This is a genomic window from Acinetobacter sp. CAU_H_29a_1 (assembly GCF_058599505.1).
This window is the reverse complement of the sequence record NZ_CM178655.1, coordinates 1,042,090-1,054,665: the sequence shown is the minus strand read 5'-3', so window position 1 is coordinate 1,054,665 and position 12,576 is coordinate 1,042,090. Positions and strand designations below refer to the sequence as shown.

Annotated in this window: 12 protein-coding genes; 2 read left to right on the top strand and 10 right to left on the bottom strand. The window is 41.1% G+C overall.

All coding sequences use genetic code 11. From position 1 onward, the window contains the following. Window positions 1-22: 22 nt before the first annotated feature. The 6 genes from AC4MDD_RS05275 to AC4MDD_RS05250 form a co-directional block, all read right to left on the bottom strand. On the bottom strand, window positions 23-466 hold the full coding sequence (locus AC4MDD_RS05275) for a DUF3887 domain-containing protein (RefSeq protein ID WP_419276818.1): 444 nt from the start codon (window positions 464-466) through the stop codon (window positions 23-25). A 73-nt stretch (window positions 467-539) separates the two neighbouring features. Further along, window positions 540-3,521, bottom strand: coding sequence for a DNA gyrase subunit A (gene gyrA, locus AC4MDD_RS05270; protein WP_491882407.1), 2,982 nt, complete (start codon window positions 3,519-3,521; stop codon window positions 540-542). 306 nt (window positions 3,522-3,827) lie between these two features. Beyond that, window positions 3,828-4,436 carry a hypothetical protein gene (locus AC4MDD_RS05265; RefSeq protein WP_491882406.1) on the bottom strand — a complete coding sequence of 203 codons (609 nt, stop codon included), beginning with the start codon at window positions 4,434-4,436 and terminating at the stop codon, window positions 3,828-3,830. Between the two features lie 298 nt (window positions 4,437-4,734). Next, window positions 4,735-5,670, bottom strand: a complete 936-nt coding sequence (locus AC4MDD_RS05260) for an FAD-binding protein (RefSeq protein WP_004982561.1) — start codon at window positions 5,668-5,670, stop codon at window positions 4,735-4,737. A 17-nt stretch (window positions 5,671-5,687) separates the two neighbouring features. After that, complete coding sequence (locus tag AC4MDD_RS05255; RefSeq protein WP_005400499.1) at window positions 5,688-6,440, bottom strand: electron transfer flavoprotein subunit beta/FixA family protein; 753 nt, start codon at window positions 6,438-6,440, stop codon at window positions 5,688-5,690. A 482-nt stretch (window positions 6,441-6,922) separates the two neighbouring features. Then, the gene (locus AC4MDD_RS05250; RefSeq protein WP_491882405.1) at window positions 6,923-7,528 is read right to left on the bottom strand and encodes a LysE family translocator; all 606 of its coding nucleotides are present in this window, start codon (window positions 7,526-7,528) and stop codon (window positions 6,923-6,925) included. A 113-nt stretch (window positions 7,529-7,641) separates the two neighbouring features. On the opposite strand from AC4MDD_RS05250, the gene AC4MDD_RS05245 reads away from it, so the two are divergent. Continuing rightward, complete coding sequence (locus AC4MDD_RS05245) at window positions 7,642-8,136, top strand: Lrp/AsnC family transcriptional regulator (protein ID WP_004695793.1); 495 nt, start codon at window positions 7,642-7,644, stop codon at window positions 8,134-8,136. After that, window positions 8,136-8,741 (top strand): GNAT family N-acetyltransferase, encoded by a 606-nt coding sequence (locus tag AC4MDD_RS05240; protein ID WP_491882404.1) that lies wholly within the window; start codon window positions 8,136-8,138, stop codon window positions 8,739-8,741. Before AC4MDD_RS05245 ends, AC4MDD_RS05240 begins: the two co-directional genes overlap by 1 nt. Here the strand turns inward: AC4MDD_RS05240 and AC4MDD_RS05235 are convergent. From AC4MDD_RS05235 to lysA, 4 genes are all read right to left on the bottom strand, one after another. Then, window positions 8,668-9,066, bottom strand: coding sequence for a hypothetical protein (locus AC4MDD_RS05235; protein ID WP_010327226.1), 399 nt, complete (start codon window positions 9,064-9,066; stop codon window positions 8,668-8,670). The two genes, AC4MDD_RS05240 and AC4MDD_RS05235, sit on opposite strands and share 74 nt — an antisense overlap. A 321-nt stretch (window positions 9,067-9,387) precedes the next feature. Then, window positions 9,388-10,299 (bottom strand): tyrosine recombinase XerC, encoded by a 912-nt coding sequence (locus AC4MDD_RS05230; RefSeq protein WP_491882600.1) that lies wholly within the window; start codon window positions 10,297-10,299, stop codon window positions 9,388-9,390. A 154-nt stretch (window positions 10,300-10,453) separates the two neighbouring features. Then, window positions 10,454-11,299, bottom strand: coding sequence for a diaminopimelate epimerase (gene dapF / locus AC4MDD_RS05225; RefSeq protein ID WP_491882403.1), 846 nt, complete (start codon window positions 11,297-11,299; stop codon window positions 10,454-10,456). 6 nt (window positions 11,300-11,305) lie between these two features. Continuing rightward, window positions 11,306-12,556 (bottom strand): diaminopimelate decarboxylase, encoded by a 1,251-nt coding sequence (gene lysA, locus AC4MDD_RS05220; protein WP_491882402.1) that lies wholly within the window; start codon window positions 12,554-12,556, stop codon window positions 11,306-11,308. Window positions 12,557-12,576 lie beyond the last annotated feature (20 nt).

Genomic DNA, 12,576 nt, shown 5'->3' with positions numbered 1-12,576 from the left:
TATTGATAGCAATCCTACCAATTTAATCCGTTGAAGCCCCATAAAGTTTGACATCAAAGCTGCGAATTTTTGTGCTTCCGCCGGCTTTGTCAAAACCAACATCGTATTGAACTAGGTTTTTATTGCTATAAGCATACTCATAGGTAACTGCATACAAACTTGGTTTTTCCGTCGATTTTTCAATGTGTTTCGATACAATTTTTTGAGTCGTTATGGCTTGTTTAGGAATCGATTTTGCAAATTTTCGCATGTCTTTTTCATGAGTTTTAAATTCACGCTGTAACTCTGGCTCAAAATAAGTATAGAGCTGCGGAAAATCGCCCTGAGTAAAGGCTTGATAAGCTTGCTGAGCTGCTTTCTCTTGAGCAGGACTCGGATTTGGGATCGAATCCAATGCCTGTTGTCCCAATTTATCACATGCTGTTAAAGCCAACGCACAACTCAAAACCAGTAATTTTTCTTTCATAAAATCTTCTCCGCCACTAGGTCATCGCCAATATGAAAAAGGACGCCGAAGCGCCCTTTTCTTGTTCATTCAGTTAGTCTTCGTTCGATGTATTGGTATCTGTTGTATTTTCAGATGCATCTACATTTACTTCGTCAACTACAGTTTCTTCGGCAGTCTCGATAGAAGCATCTAAAATATCGTCTTCGACTTCAACGGCTTCCACTGCAACAACACCGACCAAGATTTCTTCATTACCTAAACGAATCAGACGTACACCTTGTGCATTACGCCCTGTTCTAGCAACTTCAGAGGCACGAGTACGAACTAAAGTACCGCCATCAGAAATCAACATCAACTCTTTAGATTCATCAATGGCAACCGCACCTACCAACTCACCGTTACGTTCAGATGTTTTGATGGCAATAACACCTTTACCACCACGTTTCTTGGTTGGGAAGTCATCAACTGGCGTACGTTTACCATAACCATTTGCAGAAGCACACAGTACTTCGCCAGTTTCAGGCACAACAACCAATGAAACAATACGGCTTGCCACATTTAAATCAGAAGATTCTTCATCATCTGAATCTGTGTCGGTTTCAACATCATCTTCGGCCTGAGCTGCAGCTAAAGTGACGCGCATACCACGTACCCCTTTTGCAGTACGTCCCATCACACGTGCATCAGTTTCAGAGAAGCGAATTGCCTTACCTTCATTGGAGAACAACATGATTTGCTGTTCGCCATCGGTGATTGCAACACCTATCAAGGTATCTTCTTCTTTCAGCTCAATTGCACGTAAACCGTTTGAACGAACATTACTAAATTGTTCTAATTCAACACGCTTGACTGTACCAGATGCAGTTGCCATAAATACAAAGAAGTTCTTCCGCATTTTCTCTGCAAGATCAGCAAATTCAACAACTGTTTCATTGTCCAAATCTGTTGTTGAAAGCTCAACACCCAACTCTTTCAATTGCTTACGTAATGCATCAGAGAGCTCATCAGCATCTTCAGCCAACTCATCGAATGAAGCTTTTAACGCTTCATAATGCGCATCGATAATACTATTTTCACGTAATGTCGCGATATTGCTACGCACAAAGTTTTTGAACTCAGCTAAGCGTTCTTTAAATTTCTTCGGCGCATCAATCACAGGAAGAATTGCTGTGATTGTCTCATCGGCATCCAGTGGCAATAAGTTCACCATTGGGCGACCTTTTGAACCACGCGATGCTTGAGGCACTTCAAACACTCTCAGGCGATAGACTTTACCAACATTGGTAAAGCACAACACTGTGGCATGGTTAGAGGTCACAATCAGATGCTGGATGTAGTCATCTTCTTTCATCGAGGTCGCAGATTTACCACGTCCACCACGACGCTGCGCAGCATAGTCTGAAAGTGGTTGAGTTTTCGCATAACCTGTTTTTGAAACAGTCAGTACCACTTGCTCTTCAGGAATTAAATCTTCACGCGAGAAGTCAATACGAGACTCAACAATTGCGGTACGACGAGCATCACCGTATTGTTGCAAAATTAAAGCTAATTCTTCTTTAATCACTGCCATCAATAAATTGAAGTCATTTAAAATAGCTGTAAGTTCAGCAATTTGACCTAAAATTTCAGTATATTCAGCTTGTAACTTGTCTTGTTCAAGACCCGTTAAACGGTGCAAACGAAGTTCAAGAATCGCACCAACTTGCGCAGGCGATAAACGATATATCTGACCATCTAAACCAAACGGACGACTTGGATCTTCACCTTCAATTTCGTCTGGACGTACAGAAACAGAACCTGCTTTTTCAAGCAGTGCAATTACATTGCCTGCTGCCCACTCACCTGCTTGTAAACGCTCACGCGCCTCAGCTGGGTTTGCAGAAGTTTTAATGGTTTCAATGATCGCATCAATATTTGCTAATGCTACCGTCAAACCTTCTAAAATATGGCCACGTTCACGTGCTTTGCGCAATTCAAACATGGTACGACGCGTCACTACTTCTTGACGGTGACGAATAAATGCCGCAACAATGTCTTTCAAGTTCATTAACTTTGGCTGGCCGTTGTCTAAGCACACCATGTTAATGCTGAAAGAGTTTTCCAACTGCGTGTTTTGGAATAAGTTATTTACCACAACTTCAGCGTTTTCACCACGCTTTAAGTCAATGGCAATACGCATCCCGTCTTTGTCAGATTCATCACGTAGCTCAGAAATACCTTCCAGTTTTTTCTCTTTTACCAACTCAGCGATACGTTCAATGGTTTTCGCTTTGTTGACTTGATATGGAATTTCTGTGAAAACGATCGTGGTACGACCTGTTTTTTGGTCTTCTTCAAAGTGGTATTTACCACGAATATGCAAACGACCTTTACCCGTACGGTAAGCATCAACAATGCCCGCTTTACCGTAAATAATGCCACCTGTAGGAAAGTCTGGACCCGAAATATATTCCATCAATCCTTCAATTGAAATATTTGGGTTTTCAGCATAGGCCAAACAAGCGTTCACTACTTCAGTCATATTGTGCGGCGCCATATTGGTCGCCATACCCACAGCAATACCTGTAGTACCGTTAATCAGTAAGTTAGGAATACGCGTTGGCATCACTTGCGGAATACGTTCAGAGCCGTCGTAGTTGTCTTCCCAATCCACCGTATCTTTTTCAAGATCGGCAAGGATTTCATGAGTCAACTTACGCATACGAACTTCGGTATAACGCATCGCAGCTGCGCTATCGCCATCGACCGAACCAAAGTTCCCCTGACCATCAACCAATTGATAACGCAAGCTAAAGTCTTGAGCCATACGAACAATGGTTTCATAAACAGCAGAATCACCGTGTGGGTGATATTTACCGATCACATCACCAACCACGCGGGCAGACTTTTTATAAGCTTTGTTGTAGTCATTACCCAATTCGTGCATTGCATAAAGCACACGACGATGAACAGGTTTTAGACCATCTCGAACATCTGGCAAAGCACGAGAAACAATCACGCTCATTGCATAGTCAAGATACGAGTTCTTGAGTTCATCCTCAATCGCAATCGGTCTGATTTCCGATACGCTCATGCATACTCCTTATTCTACAAACGTAAAACCGTTTGCATTTATATGTCGTAAAACTTGCAAAATTATTAGTTCAAAATACTAAACTAAAAACTGAAATATAGCCGTAAATTATAGCATAAACACTCTGATTTTTGTGTCACGTCACCACAGTTAATCTCGTTAATTTTCTTTAATTTAGGGGTTATTTTTTACACATGTATAGGATGTACATTTACAGCTCCATCACATTCCCTATCAGCGTTGCATAAAATGCAAAAAAGCCCTCATTTTTGAGAGCTTTAAGCCATGTCTTGCCTATCTTTGGACTTACTGATCGATCTCTTGCTTATCGTGCCGCATAATATGAAATGCCACCATAAACAAGCCCAATATTAAAGGAAACTCATATAGCTCCTCCATAAGGTCTTTATAAGCAATCTGATGTAAGAAAATTCCACCATAAATGCGACTGTGTTCAATGCCGTCAGAAATAATCAAACCCAACACCGTGAGCAGCATTGCCCAAGCAGGTATCGTAATGTTCTTCATTTTTATCGCAATCTCATCGCGCAATGGTTTAACCAACAACATAAATACGACTGAACCAATCAAAACTACCGAGATGCCACGAAAATATACTTTTGGGATTTCAGGGAAATAGTCTCTCCCCCAACTGGTGCTACGTCCAAACAAAAGTAACCACCACAGCACAGCCCAGATCCAAAAATACTTTTTACCATCAGGAAGATGCATCGGTTGCATGTAACAATAGCTAAATACAGCAAATATCAATAAAAGTAACGCTTGAATATTTTCCACGCCACGTACAACAGCACCACCTAAAAGTGGAAACTGCAGATCAGCTAAAAATGGAAAAATTAGACACAGAACAGCAAGGATCAGAACAGACCAAGATACACGCGTATCAATCAGCAAGATTACAACTCCCAACTTAACAAAAAATGTTTTGTGTAAGTTAAGCTTAAAAATGGATGGCAAATAGTATCATAAATCTGAATATTCAGATGCACACTCATCTAAAGAAATGCTTAAATTTTCATTATTATTTGCAGAATACAAGGACTTAAAATAACAAAATAAATATCGAGTGATTTTAATTTTTTATAATATTAAAGAACAGCTTTAGCACATAAAAAAACGCTCCTGCACATAGCAGTTAAGCATTGCTTAAACTGCTTGCACAAAAGCGTTTTTTTTGAAACGTTGTCAGGAATTAGATTTTAGATACTAACTCTGGAACAACGGTATTCAAATCACCTACTAACCAGTAATCTGCTACTGCATTGATAGGCGCTTCTTCGTCTTTGTTGATCGCAACGATCACTTTAGAGTCTTTCATACCTGCCAAATGCTGGATCGCACCAGAGATACCTACAGCGATATACAGATCAGGCGCAACAATTTTACCTGTTTGACCTACTTGCATATCGTTTGGAACGAAACCAGCGTCAACCGCAGCACGTGATGCACCTTGAGCAGCGCCCAATTTGTCAGCCAATGGGTCAAGAACAGTATGGTAGTTCTCACCTGAACCCACACCACGACCACCTGAAACCACAATACGCGCAGCAGTTAATTCTGGGCGTTCAGATTTTACGATCTCTTCAGCAACAAACTTAGAGATACCCGCATCTTTTGCTTCGCTTACAGCTTCAACCGCAGCAGAACCACCTTCAGCAGCGACAGGGTCAAATGCTGTACCACGTACAGTACCAACAATGATTGCTTCATCAGACTGAACTGTTGCAATCGCGTTACCTGCATAGATTGGACGCTTAAACGTATTTGCAGATTCAACAGCAATGATGTCTGTGATCATGCTGACATCAAGAAGAGCAGCCACACGTGGAAGAATATTCTTACCCGTTGTAGTTGATGCAGCCAATACGTGTTTGAAACCACCTTTAGCAATATCTGCAACCAAAGCTGCAACGTTTTCAGCCAATTGGTTTGCGTAAACTGCGTTGTCAGCAAGTAATACTTTGCTTACACCCGCAACTTTTGCAGCAGCATCAGCAACAGCTTGAGCGCCAGAACCAGCAACTAATACAGTGATATCACCACCGATTTTTTGAGCTGCAGCAACAACGTTTAAAGTTGCACCATTTAGTGCTTTGTTGTCGTGCTCAGCGATAACTAAAATACTCATGATTTTATCCTTCTGTATTAGATCACTTTCGCTTCATTTTTTAGTTTTTCTACAAGTTCGTCTACAGACTTCACTTGTACGCCAGCTTTACGTTCAGCAGGCGCTTCAACTTTAACTGTTTTAAGTTTAGTTGTTGTAGAAACACCAAAATCAGCAGGAGACTTCGTATCCAGCGGTTTTTTACGCGCTTTCATGATGTTTGGAAGAGCTGCATAACGTGGCTCATTCAAACGCAAGTCAGTGGTGATGATCGCTGGAAGTGCAAGTTCAACAGTTTGTAAACCACCGTCGATTTCACGAGTCACTTGTACTTTGTCTCCATCAACTTTGACTTCAGAAGCAAAAGTACCTTGACCTGCACCTAGAAGCGCACCAAGCATTTGGCCAACTTGGTTAGAGTCATCATCAATTGCTTGCTTACCAAGAAGAATCAACTGAGGTTGTTCAGCGTCAACAACGCCTTTCAACACTTTCGCAATTTCTAAAGCACCCAGTTGGCTGTCATCAGCTTCAACTAAAATACCGCGGTCAGCACCAAGCGCCATAGCAGAACGGATTTGCTCTTGCGCTTCTTTAGGACCAATAGAAACAACGATGATTTCTGAAACAGTTCCCTTCTCTTTTAAGCGAACCGCTTCTTCCACTGCGATTTCACAGAATGGGTTAATTGACATTTTAACGTTGGTTAAGTCAACACCACTGTTGTCCGGCTTAACGCGAACTTTAACGTTGGCATCAACCACACGTTTTACAGCAACAAGAGCCTTCATGTAATCCTCGGCTGTTTTAGCAAATGTAAATGTTGAGAAAAGTTAGTTTAACTCTTCACTTAAATTTTTTTTAGGTGCCCTATCTTGCAATGTGTACGGCATTTCGGTCAAGTCACAATTCACCAAAGAGCTGTAAAAATGCGTAAATTTAGCTGAACGACGCGTTCATACTTTTTTGTACGCACTATATTTGCACAAAATCGCACTCAGATTAAGTTATGATTTTTATTATATTTTTATCTGATTTACATTATTCAAAGATTTGATTTCTTTTCTCTAATATTCACCATCAAATAGATTATTGACTGTCTGTTCACATCTTTATCAGGCTTCACAAATCTGTCATTTAAGATAGATCAGACAGCCTTAGATTCAAATACTCATTATTATAGACATATGATGACACAATGTTGCTGCTTTATTAGGCGATCCAAAAAACTTCCTCAAAAAAAAGCATGCCATTTTGACATGCTTCTCTCAGTTTAATTGGCAATCAGCCATGTCGCGGCCAATGCCAGCAAACCACCTGAAGTGCCATCAATCCATTTTTGCTTACGTTCATCTATTGGGGACTTCTGTGTCAGTTTTGCAAAAACCAGACTCAAACTACAGTAGACCACAAAAATCATCGCGATAAAGATTAAAGATAAAACCAAACCTTGACTGACAGTGTTGGCAGATTTATCGATAAATTGCGGCAAAATTGCAAAATAGATAAGCATACCTTTGGGATTTAATAGTGCGGTAAAAAAGCCTTTTTTGATCGGGTTATTTTCCGTTTTTCGGTCTAGTTGCAATTTTTTAGTACTAAAAACCGACTTTAATAAACCAAAGGCCAAATACAACAAATATGCAATACCCAGCCAGCGGATGGTTTCAAACAAAAGCGGGAAAGACACAATAATGGCAGCAATACCCAAAGCCACTAAAATTGAATGTAGTAAATAGCCTGTACATACGCCGACAGTCGCCATCATGCCTGCTTTTGCATCTTTGCCCATAACTTGAGACAGAATAAATAACATATCTGGCCCAGGTGTAAAAATCAGCGGCAGCACGGTCAGTGTAAAGAGTACATATACAGACATTTCCTTTCCCCTTTCATCCATTAGAAAGTGAAAATTAGTATGTGCGAAATAATACAAAATTGGCTTTCAATTTATTCTATAATAAAACGTATTTTTAAATTATATTCTAAGATATGAAACAATCACCAAAGTCTGTGCGCATAAAACTTGACCGTATTGATAAAAATATCATTCGCCACTTACAAGACAATGGCCGCATTCAAAATAATGACTTAGCACGAGAAATCGGTCTATCACCGTCTTCATGCCTAAGACGCGTCAAACTATTAGAAGAAGCAGGCGTTATTCAAAATTATACCACAGTGGTCGATCCACAAAAAATTGGCCTTCAACTGATTCTGTTCTCGCGCATTTGGCTGGTCGGTCAAGATGCCGAAACCATCGACACCTTTATTGAAGCCATGAAAGAGCTCCCTCAAGTCATGGAATGCTACATTATTTTAGGGGAATGCGATGCAATGCTGAAAGTTGTGGTCCCCGATTTAGAAAGCTATCGTGAGTTCCAATCCACGCATTTGACCAAAAAGAATGGCATTACCAGTGTCAAAACAGACTTGCCAAGTCAAATCATTAAACAAAGTTTCCAACTGCCGCTTGATGAAATCTAATGTCAGCGCATTTAAATTTTGCGATAGAAACGACGCGTTTACGTCTAAGAGCTTGGCGAGCAGATGACTTTCCTGCATTTGCGCAGTTAAATGCCGATGCTCAAGTGATGCGTTATTTTCCTCATCCACTCACGCAAACAGAAAGCGATACCCTTGCGCAAACGTTTCAGCAATTCATCAATCAAAATGGTTGGGGCTTTTGGGCAGTCGAACTGAAGCATAGTCAGGAGTTCATTGGATTTACAGGCTTACATGCTCAACCTGAGTGCTTTGATTTTTCACCCTGTGTCGAAATCGGTTGGCGATTAGACTCGAAATTTTGGCATCAGGGTTATGCCACAGAAGCTGCACAGGCTTGCCTATATTTTGCTTTTTCGGTTTTAGACTTGGATGAGATTGTTGCTTTTACCGCAGTTCAAAATAGGGCTTCTGAAGCGGTAATGAAACGTCTTGGCATGCAACATCGTGGCTATTTTAATCATCCTAAACTCGATCAAAATAGCCCACTGCTTCGACATACGCTCTATGCCATTAAGCTAGCTGACTTTCTAAAAAATCACGATGAATATGACTTAAATCAATCAATTCATATTGTCCAAGATTAAAAATTTTCCAGACTTCAAGAAAGTCGTCTTTTAAATCAATGCTATTTGAGGGCTGTGCAGTCGCTTGCCACTGTAAATCGGAAATCCATAAATAGTATTGCCCAGTCTCTGCATTAAAAGCCTGAACTTTACCTGCTGCATTGACGCCTTGAACAAATGCATTTTCAGGCAGTACAGGTTCAATATTGGCTAAACTAATTTCAACAAAGTGTTTGACCTGACGCAAACCATAGCCCGCAAAAATGTCTTTTTGCGCGGAGCTGAGTTGATCATACTTTGCTTGTATATCTGAAATCATATACTGACCTATTTTCACATTTGTCATCTTCAATATAAGCTTAAATCTACCGTTTCATTAAACTGGAACATTCAGCCCATCCTCTTTTAAGTTTATACTCTATTTTTTGCCAATTTATTATTCTACAAAAGTTCATAATCACTCTTTTCCCAACAAAAGTGAGCGATGATTGCTACCTATTGATCTAGTTGATTCAAGCAAGAATAATGCCGAATTTCACAGCCCCTAGCGCGTACATAATTATCTACTGATGTGTTTACGCTGTTTGTTCTGACTTTTGGCGCTTAACCCAAAATACAGCGCTATAGTGCATGCATTATGTGACACTATTTTTAAAGTATGAATAAACTAAGTTTTCACCTTTTGCTGTGCTCGAGGATGCGTCTGATCATACACTTGAGCCAGTCTGTCAAAATCGACATGGGTATAAATTTGGGTGGTACTTAAGTTACTGTGGCCTAACATTTCCTGCACTGCGCGTAAGTCACCACTGTTTGACAGCATGTGACTGGCGAAACAATGCCGTAATAAGTGCGGATGTAAATCGATATTCACGCCTGCGCGCTGTGCTTGAAACTTGACCCGATTTTCAATCTGGCGCATTCCCAAAGGATTGCCCTTTTGAGTAATAAAAACTTGTGCATCGGGCACAAAATCACCATTCCATAGCGGATAAATGCTCAGCCATTTCATTACCGCATCTTTGGCTTTAAAACCAAAAGGCACAACCCGAGTTTTATTCCCCTTACCTGTAATACGTAATAACTGTCGGTTAAAGTCGATATCTTTAATTCTTAAGCCCTGCACTTCCGCTAAGCGTAATCCACTGGCATAAAGCAGCTCAAGCAAAGCTTTGTCTCGATACCACATTTGCTGTTCGACTTCTTTCTCAGGCAAGGCCTGATCCAAAATTTTATTGATAGTTTCAATATCCACTAGCCCTGGTAAAGGGCGAGGTTTACGTTTAAGTTGAAAGTCATCGGCAGGATTAAAAGCCAAATGTTGTCCCTGCTCAGCCCATTTCATAAACTGACGAATAGAAGACAACATCCGCTGTAAACTACTGGAGCTCAACTGTTGATATTCAACCTTTTGCGCAATAAATTCTCGTAAATCAGTGGCTTCAACATCGCCCAGTTGAAGCTTTTTCTGTTCGCAGAACAACAAAAAATCAGACACATCTCGTTCATAAGCCTGCAAAGTATGGGCAGACTGATTTTGTATTTCTCGTTGTTTTAACCACATCGCGAGCAGTTGCATGGGCTCAAAAGTCACAAGTCAGCCTCTATAGTTCTATTCTGTGGAAGATTGATTTTCTTTTGCATAGTAGCACTGTCTCAGCTCTTTCTATGCCTATGTACATTTTTCATAAAAAAAGCACTGATGAATCAGTGCTTCTTGTGTGACGCTAAACTTAGTTTTGATAGTAACTCAGATCAATACGTCCTTCGTAGACATTTGAGGTTGGTCCCGTCATCCAAACCACATCACCTTCACGCCATTCGATATGCAACTTACCACCTGCCAATTCAATTTCAACAGATGAATCGAGTAAACCTCGGCGCATACCTGAAATCGCAGCCGCACAAGCTCCTGTTCCACAGGCCAAGGTTTCGCCTACACCGCGTTCAAACACACGTAAGCGCGCATACTTTTCATCAATGATTTGCATAAACCCAGCATTCACTCGCTGCGGAAAACGCTCATGCGATTCAACCTGAGGGCCTAGACGTGCAACATCAGCTGTAATCACGTCAGGAACGATAGTAACTGCATGAGGGTTACCCATATTCACCACATCAATGGTCAATTGCTCATTGTTCGCCAAAGCAATGTCATACAAAGCTTCTGGTGCATCCGCAATAAATGGAATTTCCTGTGGCAAGAACTTTGGATAACCCATATTCACGCGTACCCAGCCATTTTGACCGAGTTCGGGTTCCACAATCCCTGCCTTGGTTTGCACTTTAATCTTGGTTTTTGTAGTGAGCTGACGCTCATGTACAAAGCGTGCAAAGCAGCGCACGCCATTACCACATTGTTCAACTTCAGAACCATCAGCATTGAAAATACGGTATTTGAAGTCGACATTGGGTAAATCAGGTGGCTCAACAATCAACAACTGATCAAAACCGATGCCGAAATGGCGATCCGCCAAGCGCTGAATCGTAACAGTATCAAGGAATGCTCTTTGGCTGATTAAATCAACCACCATAAAGTCATTGCCTAGACCATGCATTTTGGTAAATTCTAATAACATCTTGAATTATCCTTCAGGCAATAAACGTTCTTTGTCCCAAAGCGACTCAATGGTTTCACGCTCACGAATCAAATGTGAGTTTTCACCATCCACCATCACTTCAGCGGCGCGACCGCGACTGTTGTAGTTTGAACTCATGACAAAACCATAAGCGCCAGCACTTAATACCGCCAGTACGTCATTTTCTTTGAGTGCAAGCACACGCTCTTTACCTAAGAAATCACCTGTTTCACAAATCGCACCAACCACATCCCACTCTTTTGCCTCAACATCCGAGCGCGGTGTAACGGGCTGAATATCCATCCATGCTTCATACAGTGCAGGACGAATCAAGTCGTTCATGGCTGCGTCAGTAATCGCAAAGTTACGGTGAATGGTCGGTTTGAGTAAATCAACTTTGGTCAGTAGTACCCCTGCATTTGCCGAAATACTGCGTCCCGGTTCCATATACACTTTCAAGCCCAATTTTTCTAAAGCGGGCTTCATTGCATTGGCATATTCAAAAACAGTAGGCGGCACTTCATCTTTATAGGTCACGCCTAAACCACCACCAATATCGATGTGTTTCAGCTGAATACCCATGGTTTTAAGCTGATCGATCATCACAATCACGCGATCTAGCGCATCCACAAAAGGCTGTGTTTCAGTCAGCTGTGAACCAATATGACAGTCAATACCAATAATGTCTAAATTCGGCAGCGTTGCAGCATATTGATAGGTTTCAAAAACTGTATCTGATGGAATCCCAAATTTATTTTCTTTCAGCCCTGTTGAAATATAAGGATGCGTTTTCGCATCTACATCTGGATTGACACGCAATGAAATGGGTGCTTTTTTGCCGAGCTTCGCTGCAACTTTTTGAATACGATCCAGCTCTGCATGAGACTCGACATTGAAGCATGCAATACCCACTTCTAATGCTTTTTGAACATCAATCTCAGTTTTACCTAAACCCGAAAAGACAATTTTAGAAGCATCACCACCCGCTTTTAGTACACGAGCCAATTCTCCGCCGGTCACAATATCAAAACCCGCGCCGAGCTTTGCAAGGACATTCAATACCGCAATGTTTGAGTTTGACTTAACCGCAAAACAAATTTGATGATCGATAAAGTCAAAAGCACGATCCATCTCTGTAAAGTGTTTTTCAAAAGTCGCTTTTGAATAAACATACAGTGGTGTACCAAATTGCTGCGCAAGCTGTTGCAGCGAGCATTGCTCAGCGTGCAAAACCCCATGATTGCGGGTAAAACTCATGAATGTATCCTTTCTATGAA